15 protein-coding genes and 1 other RNA gene are annotated in these 21,091 nt (G+C 60.9%); 15 read left to right on the forward strand and 1 reads right to left on the reverse strand.

The genetic code is table 11. From position 1 onward, the window contains the following. Window positions 1–11 precede the first annotated feature (11 nt). The 11 genes from recR to PG2093B_RS01100 all read left to right on the forward strand — a co-directional run bounded on the left by recR (window position 12) and on the right by PG2093B_RS01100 (window position 12,103). Window positions 12–614 carry a recombination mediator RecR gene (gene recR / locus PG2093B_RS01050; protein ID WP_129896768.1) on the forward strand — a complete coding sequence of 201 codons (603 nt, stop codon included), beginning with the start codon at window positions 12–14 and terminating at the stop codon, window positions 612–614. A gap of 133 nt (window positions 615–747) precedes the next feature. After that, window positions 748–1,509, forward strand: coding sequence for an aspartate kinase (locus tag PG2093B_RS01055; protein ID WP_022858112.1), 762 nt, complete (start codon window positions 748–750; stop codon window positions 1,507–1,509). Window positions 1,510–1,569: 60 nt separating this feature from the next. After that, entirely contained in the window at window positions 1,570–2,136 is a 567-nt protein-coding gene (locus PG2093B_RS01060; protein ID WP_022858111.1) for an ACT domain-containing protein, read from the forward strand. A gap of 54 nt (window positions 2,137–2,190) precedes the next feature. Then, window positions 2,191–3,261: an aspartate-semialdehyde dehydrogenase gene (locus PG2093B_RS01065; RefSeq protein ID WP_026644142.1), complete on the forward strand. Its 1,071-nt coding sequence runs from the start codon at window positions 2,191–2,193 to the stop codon at window positions 3,259–3,261. Window positions 3,262–3,501: 240 nt separating this feature from the next. Beyond that, entirely contained in the window at window positions 3,502–4,122 is a 621-nt protein-coding gene (locus PG2093B_RS01070; protein ID WP_129896769.1) for a DUF5701 family protein, read from the forward strand. Window positions 4,123–4,327: 205 nt separating this feature from the next. Beyond that, a complete protein-coding gene (gene leuA, locus PG2093B_RS01075) occupies window positions 4,328–6,241 on the forward strand; it encodes a 2-isopropylmalate synthase (RefSeq protein WP_129896770.1) in 1,914 nt (637 codons plus the stop codon). Window positions 6,242–6,717: 476 nt separating this feature from the next. After that, window positions 6,718–7,644, forward strand: coding sequence for an ATP-binding cassette domain-containing protein (locus PG2093B_RS01080; RefSeq protein ID WP_242502764.1), 927 nt, complete (start codon window positions 6,718–6,720; stop codon window positions 7,642–7,644). Between the two features lie 437 nt (window positions 7,645–8,081). After that, window positions 8,082–9,161 carry a hypothetical protein gene (locus PG2093B_RS01085; protein ID WP_129896771.1) on the forward strand — a complete coding sequence of 360 codons (1,080 nt, stop codon included), beginning with the start codon at window positions 8,082–8,084 and terminating at the stop codon, window positions 9,159–9,161. Continuing rightward, window positions 9,161–9,886 (forward strand): hypothetical protein, encoded by a 726-nt coding sequence (locus PG2093B_RS01090; protein ID WP_129896772.1) that lies wholly within the window; start codon window positions 9,161–9,163, stop codon window positions 9,884–9,886. The genes PG2093B_RS01085 and PG2093B_RS01090 overlap by 1 nt, the downstream gene beginning before the upstream one ends. Window positions 9,887–10,278: 392 nt before the next feature. Beyond that, window positions 10,279–10,929 (forward strand): helix-turn-helix transcriptional regulator, encoded by a 651-nt coding sequence (locus PG2093B_RS01095; protein ID WP_165369665.1) that lies wholly within the window; start codon window positions 10,279–10,281, stop codon window positions 10,927–10,929. After that, the gene (locus tag PG2093B_RS01100; protein WP_129896774.1) at window positions 10,916–12,103 is read left to right on the forward strand and encodes a hypothetical protein; all 1,188 of its coding nucleotides are present in this window, start codon (window positions 10,916–10,918) and stop codon (window positions 12,101–12,103) included. Before PG2093B_RS01095 ends, PG2093B_RS01100 begins: the two co-directional genes overlap by 14 nt. Window positions 12,104–12,151: 48 nt before the next feature. Here PG2093B_RS01100 and PG2093B_RS01105 read toward each other — a convergent pair whose 3' ends face one another. After that, the gene (locus tag PG2093B_RS01105; RefSeq protein ID WP_129896775.1) at window positions 12,152–14,494 is read right to left on the reverse strand and encodes a transglycosylase domain-containing protein; all 2,343 of its coding nucleotides are present in this window, start codon (window positions 14,492–14,494) and stop codon (window positions 12,152–12,154) included. A 216-nt stretch (window positions 14,495–14,710) separates the two neighbouring features. Between PG2093B_RS01105 and PG2093B_RS01110 the strand changes: the two genes are divergently transcribed. The 4 genes from PG2093B_RS01110 (at window position 14,711) to topA (ending at window position 21,087) form a co-directional block, all read left to right on the forward strand. Continuing rightward, window positions 14,711–15,853 (forward strand): inositol-3-phosphate synthase, encoded by a 1,143-nt coding sequence (locus tag PG2093B_RS01110; protein ID WP_101398245.1) that lies wholly within the window; start codon window positions 14,711–14,713, stop codon window positions 15,851–15,853. A 43-nt stretch (window positions 15,854–15,896) separates the two neighbouring features. After that, window positions 15,897–15,993, forward strand: an RNA gene (gene ffs / locus PG2093B_RS01115) — signal recognition particle sRNA small type. An 875-nt stretch (window positions 15,994–16,868) separates the two neighbouring features. Beyond that, on the forward strand, window positions 16,869–18,038 hold the full coding sequence (locus PG2093B_RS01120) for a phosphatase PAP2 family protein (protein ID WP_129896776.1): 1,170 nt from the start codon (window positions 16,869–16,871) through the stop codon (window positions 18,036–18,038). A 109-nt stretch (window positions 18,039–18,147) separates the two neighbouring features. Then, a complete protein-coding gene (topA, locus tag PG2093B_RS01125; RefSeq protein WP_129896777.1) occupies window positions 18,148–21,087 on the forward strand; it encodes a type I DNA topoisomerase in 2,940 nt (979 codons plus the stop codon). Window positions 21,088–21,091 lie beyond the last annotated feature (4 nt).

Genomic DNA, 21,091 nt, shown 5'->3' on the forward strand with positions numbered 1-21,091 from the left:
AGGAGACGGCAATGGCCTTGGCTTATGACGGTGCGATCCAGCGCCTTATCGACTCGTTCGCGAGCCTGCCCGGCATCGGGCCCAAAGGCGCGCAGCGCATCGCGTTCTATCTGCTCGGCGCGCCCGACGACGAGGCGCAGCGCCTCACCGAGGCCATCGCCGAGGTCAAGGCGAAAGTGAAGTTCTGCGAGATCTGCGGCAACGTGTGCGAAACGAGCCCGTGCACGGTGTGCGCCGACCCGCGCAGGGACCACACGGTGATCTGCGTCGTCGAAGAGCCGAAAGACGTGATGAGCATCGAGCGCACGCGCGAATACCGCGGCCTCTACCATGTGCTCGGCGGCGCGATCAACCCGATGGCCAACATCGGCCCCAACGACCTCAACATCGCCCAACTGCTCAACCGCCTGCAGACCGACGAAGTCAAGGAGATCATTGTGGCGCTCAACCCGAACATCGAAGGCGAGGCCACCACAACGTACCTGAGCCGGCTGCTCACCCCGCTCGACGTGAAGGTCACGCGGCTCGCGAGCGGCCTGCCGGTGGGCGGCGACCTGGAATACGCCGACGAGATCACGCTCTCGCGCGCGCTGCAGGGGCGCCGCGCGGTCTGAGACTGCCCGGTTTTTCCGCATTATGGTCGGCACTGTGGAATCGCGTGCGCGGTTCCATATAATAATCACGCTTCCCGCGTACACTGAAACGCGTACCGAGGGACGGTTCACCAGACAAGAAGATTGGATAGCAGTGGCTCTTATCGTGCAGAAATACGGCGGTTCGTCTGTCGCCGACCCCGACTCGATCAAGCGTGTGGCACGGCGCATCATCGAAACCAAGAACGCCGGCAACGACGTGGCGGTGGTGGTTTCGGCGATGGGAGACACCACCGACGACCTCATCGACCAGGCGCTGAGCATCGATTCCGACCCGCCGGCGCGCGAAATGGACATGCTCATGACCGCGGGCGAGCGCATCTCGATGAGCCTGCTGGCCATGGCGATCCACGCGGCGGGCTCGCACGCCTATTCGTTCACCGGCTCGCAGGCCGGGTTCATGACCGACGCGCAGTTCGGCGCCGCGCATATCCGCGCCGTCAAGCCGGACCGTGTGCGCCGCGCGCTCGACAAGGGCAGTGTGGCGATTGTGGCCGGATTCCAAGGCGAGAACGAGCGCGGCGACGCCACGACGCTCGGCCGCGGCGGCTCCGACACGTCCGCCGTCGCGCTCGCTGTGGCGCTCGGTGCCGACGTGTGCGAAATCTACACCGACGTGGACGGCGTGTTCACCGCCGACCCGCGCATTGTGCCCACGGCCCGCCGCATCCCGGTGATCGGTTACGACGAGATCCTCGAAATGTCGTCGTGCGGTTCCAAGGTGCTCGCGCTGCGCTGCGTGGAATACGCCCAGCGCTTCAAGATGCCCTTGCACGTGCGCAGCTCCTTCTCTCACCGCAGCGGCACGCTCGTGGTGCCTGAAGGCGTGGACCCGCACACCCTGCCCAATCTCTAGGGGCCCCGGATTTTTCAACCAAACTTTGTACAGAACCAAGCAGAACCTACGGAGAGCAACATGAACGAGAACGAAGACAAGTCGATGGGCGATCTGTTCCCAGACCTGGGCCAGGAGACGCCGATCATCTCCGGCGTGGCGCACGACAGCAGCGAATCGCTCGCCACCGTGCGCGGTGTGACCGACGAGCCGGGCATGGCGGCGCGCGTGTTCACCCGCCTCGCGCAGATCGGCGTGAACATCGACATGATCGTGCAGGCGGGCGCCTCGACCGGCACCGCCGACATCTCGTTCACCGTGCCGGGCGCCGACGCCGCGCGCGTGCGCGAAGTGCTGCTGCAGGAGCAGGACGTGCTTGGCTACGATTCGTTCGACGTCAATCCGAACGTGGGCAAGGTGGCTGTGGTCGGCGTCGGCATGAAGACGCATTCCGGCCTTGCTGCGCGCTTCTTCGAGGCGTTGAGCGACAAGGGCATCAACGTGCTGATGATCTCCACGTCGGAGATCCGCATCGCCGCGCTTGTGCCGCTCGACCAGCTCAACGAGGCGGTCAAGGCGCTGCACACCGCCTACGGCCTCGACGCGGACCAGGTGGAAGCGGTCGTCTACGGCGGCACGGGCCGCTGAACCAACAGCACAGTACACGGCACAACAGGGCAAACACGGTAAAGGAGTCCGGCAATGGTACAAATCAACGAACGCGGCGTCAATGTGGCGGTGCTCGGCGCGACCGGCCAGGTGGGCATGGTCATGCGCCGCGTGCTCGACGAGCGTGACTTCCCGATCAAGGACCTGCGTTTCCTCGCCTCGGCGCGCTCCGCGGGCCAGACGCTCAACTGGCGCGGCCACGACATCACGGTCGAAGACGTGGCCACGGCCGACCTGAGCGGCATCGACATCGCGATCTTCTCCGCAGGCGGCGGCACCTCGAAGCAGTGGGCGCCCAAGTTCGCCGAAGCCGGCGCCATCGTGATCGACAACTCCTCGCAGTGGCGTCTGCATGACGACGTGCCGCTCGTGGTGGCCGAAGTGAACCCGGACGACCTCGACGAGATCCCCGCCGGCATCGTGGCCAACCCGAACTGCACGACGATGGCGATCATGCCGGTATTGAAGCCGCTCGCCGACGCCTTCGGCCTCAAGCGCCTCATCGTCAGCTCGTACCAGGCGGTTTCCGGTGCGGGCCGCGCCGGCGTGGAGCAGCTCATGAACGAAGCGAAGGCCGCGGTCGAACAGGGCGCCGACAAGCTCGTGTTCGGCGGCGACGCGATCGACTTCCCGGAGCCGACGAAGGTCGCGCGCACGATCGCGTTCAACGAGGTGCCGATGATCGGCGACATCGTCGACGACGGCTCCGAAGAGACCGACGAAGAGCAGAAGCTGCGCAACGAAAGCCGCAAGATTCTGCACCTGCCCGACCTCAAGGCCTCGTGCACGTGCGTGCGTGTGGGCGTGTTCACCTCGCACGGCATGAGCGTGAACGCCGAATTCGAGCAGGACGTGACGCCGGATCAGGCGCGCGAAGTGCTCGGTGAGGCGCCGGCCGTGGAGCTCGTGGACATTCCGACCGCGCAGCTCGCCGCAGGCAAGACGCCGAGCTTCGTGGGCCGCATCCGTCAGGACCAGGCCGTCGACGGCAACAAGGGCCTCGCGTTCTTTGTGACGAACGACAACCTGCGCAAGGGCGCCGCGCTCAACGCGGTCGAGCTCGCCGAGGTCGTGGCGCAGAAGCATTTCGCCGACCAGCTCTGAGTGGCCGGCTCACCTGTTTGCTACGGGTAGTGTCCCTTGCGCTACGGGTAGTGCCTGTTTCAGCAGACCGCCTCTAGGAATCGCCATTTACCAACGCTTCTACGTGAGATCTGGCTATGGAGGCACTACCCGTAGCGCAAGGGGCACTACCCGTAGCGTAGGAGGGAAAGAGGTTGCCATGCGCCGCCATGGGTGATGCTCGCGCCGAGCGCGAACAGGGCGGCGGCTATGCTGGGAAGCATGTCATTGGCATCGATTGAAGCGACCAAACAACTGGACCGCATTGTGGCACTCGGCTACCCGGACGTGGCGGACATGAGCTCGGATTCGTTCCGCGCGCTCGCCCGCCCGCTCATCAGCGCGCTCGAAGACAGCGACCTCGGCACCGACATCCTGCTGGTGCCCACGCGCGAACTCGTCACGCCCGAATCGCTGATCGCGCGCACGAGCATCAACCGCATGGCCGGCTTCACCACCATGCCGCCGCGCGACATCGCGAGCTTCCTGCCGACCGACGGGTTCGAACCGCCGGAGGGCCCGTTCTACCTGGTCGTCAACCCGCACACGGGCACATGCTACGTGAACCGCGAGCCCGACGTGGCACGCAAGCTCATCGAATCCGACGAGCGCATTCCGCTCACGCTCGAGGAGGGGCTCGCCGTGGCCACGCAACACCCCGAATGGCTGCTCGAGAAGAACGGCTTCAATCTGCTCGGCTCGCGCAGCGCCGACGGCCGTGTGCCGAGTATCTGGATGAGCCAGAACGCGCCGCGCTTGGGATCCGTGTGGCCGAATTCGCGGCACACGTGGCTCGGCAATGCGTATTGCGTGGCGCGCCGCGGCATCAATCTGATCGGCTGACCGGGCGCATGGCCGGCTTATACACGATAGTTGTAAATAAGATGCGTGGATATGCCAGCATTCGGACGTTTCGCCGCCGGTTCTTCGCTAGGCTGTATAACGTAGCGGTTGTGCGTGCTCGCGCGCACTCGCTATATGAACTATCATATTGATTATTTATATAGGGAATAACTATATCTACAATAACAGTAAAAAAGGAGGAGAGATGGGTCAGGATCAATCGTCTGTGTTTGATCTCGCCGCAGTGGCTGCGGCATCCAACGGAGGGAACAACGACCCGCTGCTGCCTCCGGCGCGTTTCATCGGTGCCCCGCAGAAGCCGAGCGATATGCCCTACACGAAGTACGTGGCATACGACAAGCAGGTGCCGTTCGACTACCCGGAGCGCACGTGGCCGGGCAAGCGACTGCAGCGCGCACCGCGCTGGTGCTCCGTCGATCTGCGTGACGGCAACCAGGCACTGGTGAATCCGATGGACTCCGAGCGCAAGCTGCGCTTCTGGACCATGCTTGTGGACATGGGCTTCAAAGAGATCGAAGTCGGCTTCCCGAGCGCCTCGGAAACCGATTATGACTTCATCCGCATGCTCATCGAGCGTGAGCTGATCCCCGACGACGTGACGATCGTGGTGCTCACGCAGGCCCGCGAGCACCTGATTCGCAAGACCTACGAGTGCCTCAAGGGCTGCAAGCGCGCGATTGTGCACTTCTACAACTCGGTCTCGGTGCTGCAGCGCGAAGTGGTGTTCCGCAAGGACCGCGACGGCATCAAGAAACTCGCGACCGACGCCGCGGCGCTGTGCAAGGAGCTCGAGGGCGACGCCGAGGGCATCGACCTGTATTACGAGTATTCGCCCGAATCGTTCACCGGCACCGAACCGGAGTACGCGGTGGAGGTGTGCAACGCGGTGATCGGCGTGATCAAGCCGACGCCCGAGCACCCGATGATCATCAACCTGCCGGCCACGGTGGAGATGACCACGCCGAATGTGTTCGCCGATCAGGTGGAGTACGTCTCCAACAACCTCGACGACCGCGACGCCGTGGTGCTTTCGCTCCACCCGCACAACGACGAGGGCATGGGCGTAGCCGCGGCCGAGCTCGGCATCCTCGCCGGCGCCGACCGCATCGAAGGCTGCCTGCTCGGCAACGGCGAGCGTACCGGCAACGTGGATCTGGTGACGATCGGGCTCAACCTGCTCACGCAGGGCATCGACCCGCAGCTCGACCTGTCCGACATGCCCACGATCCGCCGCACGGTGGAGTACTGTAACCAGATCAAGATCTCGGAGCGCCACCCCTACGCGGGCAATTTTGTGTTCACCGCGTTCTCCGGCTCGCATCAGGACGCCATCAAGAAGGGTCTCGAGGCCCGCGAAGTGGCGGCCGGCATGGCCGGCAGCGAAGTCGAGAACTTCGTGTGGCTCGTGCCGTACCTGCCGATCGACCCGAAGGACATCGGCCGGTCGTACGAGGCGATCATCCGCGTCAACTCGCAGTCGGGCAAGGGCGGCATGGCGTACCTGCTCAAGGCGAACCACAACCTCGACCTGCCGAAGAAGCTGCAGGTGGAGTTCGAGCGCGTGGTGCAGCAGCACGCCGACGAGACGAAGAAGGAAGTCAAGGACGGCGACATCTGGCGCCTGTTCAAAGACGAGTACCTGCCGGTCGAAGACGGCGGCGCCGTGGCGAGCGGTGACGCGCTGAGCGACATCGGCGACGCCTCGCTTGAACAGTGGGGCCGCCTCAAGCTGCTCAAGGTCAGTGTGTCGTCCGGCGAGGACGGCTCCGACACCGTGCTGCATGCCACTGTGCTCGACCGCGGCATCAACGTGGGCCACGAGCCCGAGGTGACGCGCGAGATCACCGGCAACGGCAACGGCCCGATCGCCGCGTTCCTCGATGCGCTCAAGTCCTTCGGTGTGGAGGCCTCGGTGCTCGATTACGCCGAGCACACGATGTCCGTGGGCACCGACGCGCTCGCCGCTTCCTACGTGGAATGCGAAGTCGGCATGGAGGACGAGGAGAAGCGCATTGTCTGGGGCGTCGGCATCGATTCGTCGATCATCACGAGCTCGCTCAAGGCGATCATCTCCGCGATCAACCGCTCCGGCCGCTGATCTACGTGATTTTCTGAGAAAGCAGCTGTCAACTATCTGTTGGCGGCTGCTTTTCTGCATTTGTAGCGGGGTCGTATGTTTTGTAAAGAAGTGTATGACGTGGCATTGTGTTCTTGAGGTTCACTTACTTATTATTATATCGCAATATTAATAAACAATATGAGAGGGTAGAAATATGGGAAATAATCGTTCGGGTAGACATTTTATGTCTTCTTTGATTGGTGCCATCTCAGCGCTGTTGCTCGTATTGGGAACGGGGTCCACCGCTAATGCCATTCAGCCATACAGCCCACGGATTAACGTTCCCTGTACGGCTCAGCAGCATAGTAATCAGGCCAAGCTGACCTGCACTAATTCGCCTGTGTACGTTCGGGCGAAGATCGCCTGTCGTATGTGGCCCGATCAGTACACTGGTTGGATAAAGAATGGTGTTAGCTATTCCGGCGGATGTCCATTTGGTATGAACGATACTGCGAGTGGCAATCCTGTCAGCATGGAAGTTGGAAGTGCATGATTCTCATGTCATGCTGACACTCACCTTTATGGATGGCCCTTCAGTCACTGAAGGGCCATCCATAAAGGTGAGCTCAATGGAAGATTGTGTTGTATCCGGGGAAGACATGGATGTTAAGGCTTGTCATATCACGTATCGATATGGACAGAAAAAGGTATTAGATGACGTATCGTATACATTTGGTGGTGGTTTGTATGGGCTACTTGGTGTAAACGGTGCGGGTAAGACCACGTTGTTGAAGTTGCTGGCCACGATTATACAACCGGAATCGGGGAGCCTGTCTATCGATGGTGATGAAGCGTTGAGCCGACAGGGGCGCAAACGTGCACGAACCCATATTGGATACTTGCCGCAATGTTTTGATTTATTGGAGGCGTCAACAGTCCTTCACAATGTCCAATATGCTGCTTGGCTGCATGGGGGAAGTTGGCGAGATGCCGGTCGACGGGCCTATGAGGCTTTGGAATTGGTTGGATTGCGCGAGCGTGCACAATCACTGGTTAAGGGGCTATCTGGTGGAATGCGACAGCGTCTGGGCATTGCCTGTGCGATGGTTCCTTTTCCTGGCGTATTGTTATTGGACGAGCCCAGTGTGGGTTTGGATCCATTGCAACGCATACGGTTAAGAGAGGTATTGCACGGATATGCCCGTGATAATACCGTCATTCTCAGTACACATCTCGTGGATGATGTGGTCGCGATGGCGGATCATATTTTGGTGCTGGACCGTGGCTCCCTGATTTTCGATGGTGATGCGGATGACTTGGCGGCAATGGGAGAAAATGCAGAGGAGATGACAACCATATGGGAATCCGGATACCGTAGACTGCTTGCTGGGCGGATTTCCGAAGATGCAGAAGATGTGGAAATGTACGGGGATTGCCTATGATGTGTATACAACAGAGGCCTCAGAGGTTGGGAATAGGGATTCTGGCGCCGCTGGCTGGGCCAAGTACTGTGATATTCGTGTTGTTTATGGTGACATACCCATTATTGATGAGTCTACGTAATTATGGTTTGGGAGGCTTTGGTCCCGATCCTGTGCTGAGGGAATCCGCTCTATTGGTGGATTTGACGTGGATGCATTTGGGAACCAGCTGTATAGCGATATTATATGGTACGTGGCTTGCTGCCAAGACGGCATCTTCACGATGCCCGATTAACGCATGGTGGTCGAGTGGCCGTATGATGCGACGTTTTGTCACTCCAATGGGTAAGGGTGCCATTATTTGTGCCGGGACATACGGTGTTGCAATGCTGCCTGCCATTACGAGGACCCAATATGCAACTACAGCTGCGTTTCCATGGGGAAGTTGGATATTTGGCATGACGATGCCAGCGATCATGTTTGTTATCGGCTACGCCATTGGTGTCTTCATCGGGAATCAATGGGCGCTTGTTCCTTCATTGGTGGTTGCGTTGCTGTATGCCGCCTCTGGCTTTTTTGTACGAACAAGCATGCCGGCATCAAATGTCTATCCTCGTTATTGGGGCAGTAGATGGACTGGGGTATTGCCCGTAGTGGATTCTGGAATGGGCTTCGAACCCGGATTGCGTCTTGACCCATGGTTTGTTGTGACTCGGTGCGTGTTCCTCATGGTGGTCTTGTGTTCCTGTGCCGTTGGCTGCATGGTATTCGCGGGAGGTTATGGGTGGAAGACATGGAAAGCGGCATCGGCTTCCGTCATCACCCCCATAGTCATTGTCGGATTGATTATAGGATATATGGGTCCTCGTCCCTGGATGCGCAGCGAGCCATTTATGCCTATGTGTAAACAAGTGAAAGGTGTTGCTCTCACAGTATGCTCGCATCCTGATGACACTGCCGTGCATGACAAATATACTCGGGCGCTGACATCATTCGCCTCGTGGTTCCCATCAGAGTGGGCTTTGAGTCGACAGCATGCCATCACTGTGCTTCTTGGTAATTCGTTCACGTCGTCAGACCCGAATCGACCCTATAATCTGACGGAGGCCGGTTCTCGCATGGTAACAGCGGGGAGGCCAAGTGTGATACAGATGCATACCGATACGGTGAGTGCTGCGACAATCAACTTCAGTGATATCCGTGATCTTTCGATGGCGCTTATCGACATTTGGCTGCCTGCTGAGTGCGCTACCGAGGCGCGTCGTCATGTATTCGACCACGATCAATTGATGAATGGCGCCGATGTGACAGCATTCATTTTGACGCAGATGCCCGACCGCATGGATAATTTAGCCGGTTTAGGACACGGCTATACGTTAACTGGGTCAGCCAGAGATGAGGCAGCTCGCATTCTCATGACAATGAATGACGAACAATTCCGCAAATTTGTCATAGATCATGAGGCTGCACTCGGTGCATGTCAAGTCTCCCCAGATGATGTGATTGGTAATGCTGCTCAGAGTGATGGAGGAACTTGATGAGTGCCTTGCGTATCTGGTTCACAGCGCGCCATGCGCGGGTATGGTTGGTATTCGTGATTGGCTCCTCCTGTATGTTTGCGATATTGACGCTAGTTACACGTGGGGAGCCTGGACTATTAGCCGTACTGTCGGATACTGTATGTACCGGGATTCAAGTCGACACATCCGATATGGTGATTAGTGGTGTCAGTCAATGTGGAGCAGGCATGGTGCGGCGGCAGATTATCGTGCCGTTGGCGGAGCTGTTAATAACTGCTTTCACTGCAGGAGCATTGGTATGCCTAAAGCCGAGAATGATTGCATGGGAGTGCTTGTGTTTGTCGCGTATTCGTCTAGCTGCATTCAAAGGACTCATGCTGACGATTTGCGTGCCGCTCAGCAGCGCTGTGTTTAGCACAATATGCGCACAAAGGATGTTTGGAACAGTTGGCGGCTGGCCGCTTGTTGTGAATAGTACGGCGGATATGGCTATATTGGTTATGTCGATGGCGGTGTTGGATGCGTTTTATGGTCTATGGGCCGGATTGGGGCTTATTGTTGTAAACATGTTGACGCAATCTTGGCAGATATCGATGGGAATTGCGTTGCGTGCATATTCGTGGTCAAATACTGATTCGCTTGCAACAATTGTTGTTCTTGCGGGCGCTATATTGTCGATTGGTTGTGTATGTTGGACCGCTACAGCCGGACGTGGCTTATTGTCACGGTATTGGTATGACTGAAGCCATGGCGGTGAAGATGCATGTGTATTGCTGGCTCATGTCCAAGTCGATTAGCTGCACAACCACGGAGGAATCCATGGGGGGCACTCTATGATGAGATGTTTATCCGGTTGCTGTGATGGGACGGAATCTGGGGTGAGGATCTCATGGGGCAGGGTGGTTGGATTGCTTAATAGCAAAATCGAGACGAGGGATGCGAATAGTTTCATGAGAAACGCTCCTTTCGTTTTGGGATTGCGGATGCTCTGCGTGTAGATACTATGCATAAAAGTGGTTTTCACTTACAAGGCGATGTAAAGTTTTCTGGGACAGGCAAACTGGGGATGATATCAAAAACTCGCCAAAGTGTGTCAGGGATGATGCGAAAGGTTTTGGTAAAAGGGAGGTGGAGAATGACCACGCCAATTCTTGCTGTCATCGATAATGATGCATGGGCGTTACGGACGATAATGCAGTGGCTGAAAACACAGCCGCAAATGTGTACCGTGGCATGGGGGACCACTTCCTGCGCGCAGGCGGTGCATGATTGTCTGTATGCGCAGCCGTCGGTGGATGTGCTACTTGTGGACATGGCACTCGGGTCCATGAGCGGTCCAGGATTGTGCAAGCTCATTCGTAGGCAATCGGCTCGTCCGGCCATGCTTGGTATGACGGCACTGGATCCGGAGAACTATCGAGAAGATCTTGCAATGGCAGGGGCACAAGGAATTATGAACAAGAAAGTCGTCATGCATGGATTGCCGCTGTGGATTCCTACCTTGGTCCAAGGTGGGAGCATGGAGCCCGGTGTCTTTCCTGATGCCGCATCGGCTCATCAGGCCTTATGCGGACGTTTGAGCATAGTATCCGGTGATGCGTTAAGCGCGCGTGAGCGGGAAGTGTTGTCTTTGTATGCGAAAGGAAAATCGACGAAGGAAGTAGCAGGAATCATGAACATCACCCGGAACACCGTCTATGCATTCGTCAAACGGGCTGCTGCGAAATTGGGTGTGCATAATCGGGGTGAAGCCATAGAAAAGGCCCGATGGTATGGCATGCTCTAGTCATGGATTGAATGCTGTTGACCGCGATGCCCCGTTGTGCGCTACCATGCGAGTTCGTGCCAAGTCGGTGCCTCATTCGTTGCTGCATGGTATCGCAGCGCTGTGGACGGTATTGCTTGCTTTGGATTCTTATCTGTTCGTAAGGTCAGACGATTGGGGATTCTGGTGCATCGTCATTGTTGAGATTGCCAGTGTATGGCTCTTGGCATATAAACCGCTTATTGGCGTCGTTGGTATTGGTATCGTATGGTGCCTGGCTTATACAGTGCCCATTCCTACACCGTCATCTTATGTCAATGTGGGGTTGACAGCCGTGGGGGTGCTTGGCTATCTCAGTATGCCTTTTGCGGTAGTTTTTTCGATATCATTTGTCGTTGTACGACATGTGATGCGCGTAGTGATTCTGCAGTCAGGCTCTCCGCCGACCATGATGCTTGAAATTATGATGCTGGCCAATATGCTCGTTGTTGCCACTGCGGGATTTATTGTACGCACAGTGCAGAAAGCAGTGCATAAGCGCGCCCAACAACGTCGGCAGCACGAGCGATTGGTCATTGTCTCCGGTCTTCATGATGTGGCATGCAACAATCTCGTCTATGCGTTGCTTCTGTTGCGTCAACTGCAAGCCGCTGATGACGAACGGGCTGAACAGTTTTCAACAATCGCCATAGCTGTTGACGATGCACTTATGTCGGTGCAGGCAGGTATTCACCTGTTGCAATCGGGTGGGGATTGCTCAGCTACTACTCAGGAACATCCCCGTACGTTGCCTCTACAGAAGGAGATAGAGCAGCAGAAACAACGCGTGCATGTGCTCGGATTCGACGGACTGGTATCGGTCGAAGTCAACGCGCGGTATATCACAGCCAACGATGAGCGTATGGCCGCGCTCGATGGTCTGATTCACGAGTTGTTCGGCAATCTGGTCAAGTATGGTGACTCCACGCATCCGTATGTGCTCACCGCCGATGTACAGGGGGATGTATTGCGTATCTCGTGGTGCAACACCCGTGCCACACAGCCGAATATCAGGATCTCCTCCGGCTCAGGCATTGCTGCGTGCACGCGCATCCTCGAACAATGTGGTGGCACGCTCTCAACCAAGCATGATGGCGACGTATGGTGTGCTGAAGCGTCGATGCCGGTTTTGATGCCCGTGATTGATATACGCTGAGGGGGCTGCCGTCCTGATTGTTCAGGATGAACTGCACCCCTCGTATTGTCACGCTTGGGGTTTGTTCCCCTGCGCGTCGCCTCCGGGATTGGTGCCTCCGCCCTGATTGCCGGTTGGCGGTTCACTTGGCGGAGTGCTGCCTGACGGCTCCGGCGCCGGCGTGGCTGGAGACGAGCTGCTTCCGCTTGGCTCCAGCTGCGGTGCCTTGTCGGGCGTCGTCTGCTCTGGCTGCGGCGCCGGCGTGGTCGGGGTAGTGGTGCTTTCACTCGGCGTCGGCGTGGGCTGGACCTGCTGCTGGTTGCCGTAGTTGTTGCTGGACTGGCGCTTGCCGCCCAGACCCCAGTCTCCGTCAGGACCGCCGATCACGCCGTTGTCCACGGCGTCGGGGAACTGCTCGACCGGCATGTCGGCGACCGCCGTCGTCATGAATTCGGTGAACAGGTGCGACGGGTAGCCAGTGGACGAGACGCCATAGCCGGCGAACTGCGGCACCACCTGGTTCTCGCCGTTCGGGCCCGGGTTCCAGATGGCCCACACGTTCATCAGCTGCGGTGTGTAGCCCACGAACGAAGCCGCGGTCTCGTCGTTCGCCGTGCCCGACTTGCCGGCGACCGGGCGGCCGAGCGCGCTTGCCACGCCGGCGGCCGTGCCGTACTGCGTGGTGCCGAGCATCGCGTGCTGCACCAGGGCGCAGTCGTTCTCGTCGAACACCTTGGTGGTGTTGAGGTTCGGCTGGTACATGTCTTTGTCGCCTTTGAGCACGCGGTCCACCACGTGCAGCGTGTTCTTCGTGCCGTTGTTGGCAATCGTGGAGTGGCCCTGCGCCAGATCCCACACGGTGAGCGAGTTGATGCCCAGGATGTTGTAGAGCGTGTCGGTCTGGATGTCGCCGCTGATGCCGGCGTCATGCGCGATCTGCGCGTACCGTTCCGGCGTCAGGTGCTCGTTGACGTTCATGAACACCGTGTTCACCGAGTTCGCGGTGGCCTGGTTGAGGTTGATGTTGCCCCAGCTGATGCCGAGCGCGTTCGGCACTTCGGCGAAGGTGCCGGGTGTGGTTTCGAACTCCTCGGGCGAGTTGCCGTTGAACAGCGTCGCGAAGCTCACGTCGCTCTGCGCGGCGCCGACCAGACCGAAGGGCTTCATCGTGGAGCCGGGCTGGAACGTGGACTGCGTGGTGTTGTTGAGCTGCTGCTTGAGGTAGTCGGAGCCGGCGTACATCGCCTTGACCGAACCGGTCTTCTGGTCGACGGCTATGCCGCCCACCTGCAGTGTTTCCGGCATGCCCTCGGGGCGTTCGTCGCCCACCTCCTGGATGCGGTCCTGCAACGCCTTGTCGATGGTGGTCACCACCTTGTAGCCGCCCGTTTCGAGCTCGTCCTTGTTGAAGGCCTTGGCGTTGATCAGCTCCGATTCCACGGTGGAGAGCAGGTAGCCGTTCGGGCCCGCGAAGTCGTTGCTGAGTGTGTACTCCTTGACCTGCGGGAACTGGGCGCTGGCCGCTTCGGCGTCGGTGATGTAGCCGTCCTCCTTCATGATGCGGATCACGCGGTCGAAGCGCTTCTTCGCCTGCTCGGGGTTCTCCTGCGGATCCCACGAGCTCGGCGCGGGGATGATGCCGGCGATCATGGCCGCCTCGGAGACGGTGAGGTCCTTGGCGTCCTTGCCGAAGTACGACTGTGCCGCGGCTTGGATGCCGTACGCGCCGCGCCCCAGGTAGATCGTATTCATGTAATTGCACAGCACCTGGTCTTTGTCTTGCGAATTCGCGATTTTCATCGCCAGGATCGCCTCGCGGATCTTGCCGGCGTACGACGTGGTTTCGCCGAGGTAATACCGCTCCGCGTACTGCTGTGTGATCGTCGAGCCACCTTGGCGCGAGCCGGTGGTCAGGTTGTTGTAGAGCGCACGGGCCATGCCCATGATGTCGATGCCCTTGTTCGTGTGGAACGAGCGGTCCTCCGACGCCACGATCGCGTTGCCCACGTAGTCGGGCAGCACGGAGCAGTCGATGATCTCGCGGTTCTGCGACGAGATCGAACCGATCGGGGTGGTGCCGTCGCTGTAATAGATGTTCGTCTTTTCGGCGATCGCCACTTTTTCGGGCTGGGGGATGTCCGTGGTGGCATACAGGTAGATGAACAAGCCGATGCCGGCGAGCAGGATCGCGCCGATCACACCAAGCAGGATCTTCCACCACAACCCTTTCTTGCGGTTCTTCGGCTGCTTGGAGCCGTTGGAATGCTTGCGGCTGCCACTGGGACGTGTACTGCTCGAACGCGTGGCGGTGCGGCGCGTGGAGGAGCCTGCCTTGCCGGTGGAACCGGAGGCGGCGGTGCGCGGCTTGGCGCCATTGGGGCGTGAGCTTGTGGTGCGTGTATGTGAAGCCATGGGCACCACGGTAATCGTCCCACCTGAAAAAAGGCGGGTTCGCCAATGGAAAATATGGGGTCCGGCTGTCTGCGGGAGGGGTGGGCAAACGGCCGCAATCTGTGGTTTTCCAGCGCTTCGGCTATCGTCGAACCGCCCCGTGATGGCAATTGCGGGGGTGTGAAGGTATGCTTGAAGGTTGTATGAACGCACGCAACTTTGGAGGAGTCGTTTCAGATGAGCATTCGCGTGGCTATCGCCGGTGTGGGCAATTGCGCCTCGTCGCTGGTGCAAGGTGTCACTTACTATAAAGACACCAAAGACGAAGACAAGATCCCGGGCCTGATGCACAACAATTTCGGTGGCTACCGGGTTCGTGACATCGAGTTCGTCACGGCGTTTGATGTGGACGCCGAAAAGGTGGGCAAGGACCTGTCCGAGGCAATCGGCGCATCGCAGAACAACACAATCAAATTCGCGGATGTGCCCGAGCTGGGCGTCGAAGTGCTGCGCGGACCCACGTACGACGGTCTGGGCGAATACTACCGTGAGATGATCGAGGAATCCGACGCGGAGCCCGTGGACGTGGCCCAAGTGCTGCGCGACAAGAAGGTCGACGTGCTGATCTCGTACCTGCCGGTCGGCTCGGAGGAAGCGGACAAGGCGTATGCGCAGGCCGCGATGGACGCCGGCTGCGCGTTCGTCAACTGCCTGCCCGTGTTCATCGCGTCCGACCCGGAGTGGGCGCAGAAGTTCCGCGACGCCGGCGTGCCGATCGTCGGCGACGACATCAAGTCGCAGGTCGGCGCCACGATCACGCACCGCGTGATGGCCCGCCTGTTCGAGGACCGCGGCGTGCGACTCGACCGCACCTACCAGCTCAACGTGGGCGGCAACATGGACTTCATGAACATGCTGCAGCGTTCGCGCCTGGAGTCGAAGAAGATCTCGAAGACCCGCGCCGTCACCTCCGTGGTGCCGCACGAGATGGATCCGTACAATGTGCACATCGGCCCATCCGATTACGTGGCCTGGCTCGACGACCGCAAGTTCGCGTTCGTGCGCCTCGAAGGCACCACGTTCGGCGATGTGCCGCTCAATCTTGAATACAAGCTCGAGGTGTGGGACTCCCCGAACTCCGCCGGCATCGTGATCGACGCGCTGCGTGCCGCCAAGATCGCCCTCGACCGCGGCCTGGCCGGTCCGATCCTCGCGCCGTCGTCGTACTTCATGAAGTCCCCGGCCGTGCAGCATGAGGACAATGAGGCACGCCAGCTCGTCGAGGAGTTCATCGCCGGCACGGTCGAGGCGACCGAGGACCAGCTCAACGCCGACGTCGCCAAGGCGAAGGCCGACGGCAAGGACGTCTGGAAGGCCTGACGCCACAGCCGGTTCCACTTGGTCCCGGCATGGTGTACACTGGTCAAAGCCTCCGCGTGGCACTACGTCACCCAATCCCCCCAGGGCAGGAATGCAGCAAGGGTAAGTGGCCTCTGGTGGGTGCGCGGAGGTTTTTCCATACCCGCACAATCTTCTCCTTCTCGCTCATCGGCGCATATTGGTCGTATAGAAGTCAAATGTGTGTGGTTTCACTATCCGTGGGGTATAGGCCAAAGTGGGGCATATAGGTCAACGAGTTATTGCTTTGGCTTTCTAGTCGGTGCTGTTTGGATAGCGGGCGCTGGTGTGTAATTCGTTCCAGTCGATGCCAGTGCCGAAGCTGTGTTGGGGTGGGGAGTCGTTTCCATCAAAGGAATGCCTTGCGGTGGTAGTTCCTGTCTGGGCTCAGACAGGGACTACCACCGATTGCGCTCTACGTGGCTGTAGATGTCTAGGTTCAGTCACGGAAGGCCGCTGGAGCCGCTTGAGATGGACGTTGGTGTCTGAGGTCACCCATACACGGCTATCAATTGCGTCTCGCGTGGCTGTTGGTGACTGGCCGTCGACACTTGTGGCCATTGCGGTGACGTACATAGCGAATTCATGAACTTCCACATGTTCATCGCCGCTATGGCGGCTCCTTCATCGCTACGGGTAGTGTTTTCTCTGCTACGGGTAGCGTCCTCGCAGCCAGAATCTACCTGTGACCGTTGGAAAACGGCGGATCATGTTGTGTGGTGGCACGGCAAGGCACTACCCGTAACGCAGGAGGCACTACCCGTAGCAAAAAGGTGCTGACTGCCCCGTCTGGAATACCCATGCCCGCACTGTTCGGTTCATGCCATTGCAATCTCCTCGCGCAAGCACGGGGTCTACGCGGTTGGCGCGTGATGTTCGTCTGAAGAACGCAGAGGATTGTCGTGCGTGGTGGCCGAGGACGTGACGTTTGTCTGGGGGAAGCAGTGGACAGTCGTGTTCGGCGCCAAGGTTCACTCGTGCTCGTACAGTCGTAGCCATGACACAACACGAATCCGCCTCCGCAGACGAGCCTCGCGCCGACTCCAACGCCCCGGAACCCAGCTGGTCGTCCGCCCCGGCGCCCGACAGGGCGTCTGGCGCTACCCCCGGCAACGCCCCCACACCGGAACACACCGCGCAGTGGGCGCCGCTCGAGGAACGCAGCGCCGCGCCGGCCGCCACTCCGGCTGCCGCGCCCACCCCGGAAGACCCGCTGTCGGCGCAGATCGACGCCTCGCTCGCTCAGCCCGACCCCCTCGCCCTGCGCCCGCGCACATCGAGCGTCGTGCTGTGCGTGGTGTTCAGCGTGGTGTTCCTGGCGGTCGCGGCAGCTGTCTACTGGCTCGGTGTGCACACGGTGGACGGCCAGAGCTACGAAGACCTGGCCATCATGAACTTCGCCGACACGATGCCCGCATGGCTCAGCTTCGGCAATCTCAAATCGGGGCTCGTCATCGGCGTGAGCCTCGCGTTCGGCGCCGCGGCCATGCTTGTGGCGGCGGCGCGCAAACGCTGGTGGCTGCTCGGCCAGCTCGCTGTGTTCGCGGCCGTCGCGTTCGCCGCGGCAAAGCTGCTCAAACCGCTTTTGCCGCGCCCGCTGCTCGTGCATGTGGAGTCGTCGGTCAACAATTCCGCCCCCTCGGGCCATACCATGCTCGCCGCGGCGGCCGGGCTCATGCTGCTCGCCGCGGTGCCGCGCGCATGGCGCGCGTGCGCGTCGGTGCTGTCCACCGTGTTCATGTCGATCGTGGGCGTGAGCGTGATCTACGACCGCTGGCACCGGCCGGTGGACGTGGTGATGTCGGTGTGCATCGCCGGCGCGTGCATGATGTTCACGCTCGCCTGCACGCGCGCCTCGGGCATGGACCGCACGGGCAGCCGTGCGTCGTCGCCGAGCGTGCAGATCGCCGCCACCGCGCTCATCACATTGGGATTGTGCGCGATCGCATACGGCACCTATGTGCTGTGGCAGGTGTTCCCCGGATTGCAGTACGCCTCGGCGTGGGCGGCTCCGGGCGCCTGTGCCGCGGCCACCGCGATGGTCGTCGGGTTCGCCGGGCTCGTCAACGGCATGGTGCTGATGATGCGGCAGATCACCGCGGCCCCGCTCACGCGCCTCGGCCTGATAGGCGAGCCTCCCGCGCCACCGCGCAAGGCGGCCGCATGACCGCCTGCGGCAGCCGTGTTTTCAGCTATGCGCCACACCTCGTCCGTGCGCTGTGCACACGGCATGAGTAATATGACGTCTCGAAACGCGTAAGTGTAAGGAGAAGAGCATGACTACCGGTAGCAAGCTCGTCATCGTCGAGTCTCCCGCCAAGGCAAAGAAGATCGGCGGGTATCTGGGTGAGGGCTACACCGTGCTGGCGTCAGTGGGCCATATCCGCGACCTTGCGCAGCCCAGCCAGATCCCCGCCGACCAGAAGGCGCAGTACGGCAAGTTCGGCGTGGACGTGAACGACGGCTTCAAACCCTATTACATTGTGGGCGCCGACAAAAAGAAGACGGTCTCCGAACTGCGGTCCGCGCTCAAACACGCGAGCGAACTCTATCTGGCGACTGATGAGGACCGCGAAGGCGAGGCGATCGCATGGCACCTCGTGCAGACGCTCAAGCCGAAGGTGCCGGTCAAGCGCATGGTGTTCCACGAGATCACGCCCGAGGCGATCCGCGCGTCGCTCGAACACACGCGCCAAGTGGACGACCACATGGTCGACGCACAGGAGACGCGCCGCATCCTCGACCGCCTGTACGGCTATGAGCTTTCGCCGGTGCTGTGGCGCAAGGTGGGGCCGGGCCTGTCCGCCGGCCGCGTGCAGTCGGTGGCCACGCGCCTGATCGTGGAGCGCGAGCGCGAGCGCATGGCGTTCGTACGCGCCCCATACTGGGATGTGGTGGCCCAACTGCAGGCCCCCGATGCGCTCGGCGAACTCACCGGCTTCGACGCGCGCCTGACCACGCTTGACGGCCGTCGCGTGGCCGGCTCGAAGGACTTCACCGCCGCGGGCACGCTGACCGACGCGGCTGCGCACGACAATGTGCGCCAGCTGACCGAGGCCGATGCGACGGCGCTCGCCGACACGTTGCGCGACGCCGACTTCCTCGTCTCGTCGGTCGAGAAGAAGCCGTACCGCCGCCGTCCGCAACCGCCGTTCACCACGTCGACGATGCAACAGGCCGCCGGCAACCGCCTCGGCATGTCGTCGCGCCAGACGATGCGCGCGGCGCAGAGCCTGTACGAAAACGGCTATATCACATATATGCGTACCGATTCGGTCACGTTGAGCCACGAGGCGATCGCCGCCGCGCGCGAGTCGGTGGCGCAGCAGTTCGGCGAGCAGTACTTGGCGCCGCAGCCCAAGCAGTACGCCACGAAGACGGCTGGCGCGCAGGAAGCGCACGAATGCATCCGCCCGGCGGGTTCGCGGTTCCGCGCGCCCGACGAGCTCGCGAGCACGCTGCCGCCGGACCAGCTCAAGCTCTATACACTCATCTGGCAGCGCACGCTCGCCTCGCAGATGGCCGACGCGACCGGTTCCACGGCCGTCGCGCGCTTCACCGCGCCTTCGCCGGACTTCGGCGAGGCGGTGTTCCAGGCGTCCGGCACCGTGATCGAGTTCCCCGGCTTCCTGCGCGTGCTCGGCTCGGGGCGGGCGAAGGCGAGCGACGAGGCGTCGCTGCCGCCGATGAGCGAAGGCCAGGTGCTCACCGCCGCCGGCGTGCAGGCCGACGGACATGAGACGCAGCCGCCGGCGCGCTACACCGAGGCGTCGCTCGTCAAGACGCTTGAGGCGAAAGAGATCGGCCGTCCGTCCACGTACGCGAGCATCATCTCCACAATCATGGATCGCGGATATGTGTATGAGCGCGGCCGCGCGCTGATTCCGTCGTGGCTCGCGTTCGCCGTCACCAAGCTGTTGGAGACGCGCTTCCCGACGTACGTGGACTACCAGTTCACCGCGGACATGGAAAACGGGCTCGACCAGATCGCGCACGGCAAGGAGACCGGGCGCGAATGGCTCACTGCGTTCTATTTCGGCACGGGGCGCGATGCCGCGCACACCGCGCACGACGTGCATGAGGGCCTGCAGCAGCAGGTCGCGCAGCTTGGCGAGATCGATGCGCGCGCGATCAACACGATCGAGATCGGCGACGGACTGGCCGTGCGCGTGGGGCGCTATGGCCCGTATCTGGAGGATTGTGCGCATCTGGACGCCGAGGGCAACCCCAAGCGCGCCACGATCCCCGACACGCTCGCCCCCGATGAGCTGACTGTGGCCGAGGCGCGCAAGCTGATCGACAGCAACGCGGGCGGCCCGCGCGTGCTCGGCACCGACCCGGCCACCGGCGGCACGGTGGAAGTGCGCAACGGGCGCTACGGCCCATATGTGGCGCTTGTGATGCCCGGCCAGGAGCAGGCCGCGCACGAGCACGATGCGAAGAAATCCAAGAAGGCGGAGGGCGAACGCCCCAAGATGGCCTCGCTGTTCAAGTCGATGAGCCCCGAGACGGTCACGCTCGCGGATGCGCTGCGCCTGCTGAGCCTGCCGCGTGAGGTGTATGCGGCTGATGAGCCGAACGCGAAGACCGGCGAGATCGAGCATGTGACGGTGACGGCGAACAACGGCCGTTACGGCCCGTACCTGACGCGCACGGTCGAGGGCGGGGCGAGCGAGACCCGTTCGCTCGAAAATGAGGACGCGATCTTCACCGTGACCGAACAGCAGGCGCGCGACCTGTTCGCCCAGCCCAAGTACGGCCGTGGCCGTGGGCGTGCGGCCAAGCCGCCGCTGCGCGAGCTGGGCAACGACCCGGCCACGAACAAGCCGGTGACGATCAAAGAGGGCTTCTACGGCGCGTACATCACCGACGGCGAGACGAACCGGTCGCTGCCCAAGCAGTACGACCCCAAGACGATCTCGGCCGAGGACGCATTCCGTCTGCTTGCCGAAAAGCGCGCGGCCGGCCCCACCAAGCGCCGTGGGCGCAAGTCCGCCACGAAGGCGAAGTCCAAGTCCGCCGCCACATCGACCGGTTCCGCGCAGAAGGCGCGTGAGGAGCGCCGCCGCAAGGTGCGTGAACTCGCCGACCAGGGGTGGGCGAACTCGCGCATCGCCAAGGAGCTCGGCACCACCGCGGCCACCGTGAAGAGCGACGTCGAATACATGGCCGAACACGACGGCTACAGCCGGCCGCCGGTCGTGCCGAACCGCTGACGGG

Origin of the sequence: Bifidobacterium pseudolongum subsp. globosum (genome assembly GCF_004155535.1) — a bacterium.
GTDB lineage: Bacteria > Actinomycetota > Actinomycetes > Actinomycetales > Bifidobacteriaceae > Bifidobacterium > Bifidobacterium pseudolongum_C.

Coding starts and splice junctions, on each gene's coding strand:
- recR (WP_129896768.1), top strand. CDS start 12: ATGGCCTTGGCTTATGACGGTGCGATCCAGCGCCTTATCGACTCGTTC.
- PG2093B_RS01060 (WP_022858111.1), top strand. CDS start 1,570: ATGAACGAGAACGAAGACAAGTCGATGGGCGATCTGTTCCCAGACCTG.
- PG2093B_RS01065 (WP_026644142.1), top strand. CDS start 2,191: ATGGTACAAATCAACGAACGCGGCGTCAATGTGGCGGTGCTCGGCGCG.
- PG2093B_RS01070 (WP_129896769.1), top strand. CDS start 3,502: ATGTCATTGGCATCGATTGAAGCGACCAAACAACTGGACCGCATTGTG.
- leuA (WP_129896770.1), top strand. CDS start 4,328: ATGGGTCAGGATCAATCGTCTGTGTTTGATCTCGCCGCAGTGGCTGCG.
- PG2093B_RS01085 (WP_129896771.1), top strand. CDS start 8,082: ATGACGATGCCAGCGATCATGTTTGTTATCGGCTACGCCATTGGTGTC.
- PG2093B_RS01090 (WP_129896772.1), top strand. CDS start 9,161: ATGAGTGCCTTGCGTATCTGGTTCACAGCGCGCCATGCGCGGGTATGG.
- PG2093B_RS01095 (WP_165369665.1), top strand. CDS start 10,279: ATGACCACGCCAATTCTTGCTGTCATCGATAATGATGCATGGGCGTTA.
- PG2093B_RS01100 (WP_129896774.1), top strand. CDS start 10,916: ATGGCATGCTCTAGTCATGGATTGAATGCTGTTGACCGCGATGCCCCG.
- PG2093B_RS01105 (WP_129896775.1), bottom strand. CDS start 14,494: ATGGCTTCACATACACGCACCACAAGCTCACGCCCCAATGGCGCCAAG.
- PG2093B_RS01110 (WP_101398245.1), top strand. CDS start 14,711: ATGAGCATTCGCGTGGCTATCGCCGGTGTGGGCAATTGCGCCTCGTCG.
- PG2093B_RS01120 (WP_129896776.1), top strand. CDS start 16,869: ATGACACAACACGAATCCGCCTCCGCAGACGAGCCTCGCGCCGACTCC.
- topA (WP_129896777.1), top strand. CDS start 18,148: ATGACTACCGGTAGCAAGCTCGTCATCGTCGAGTCTCCCGCCAAGGCA.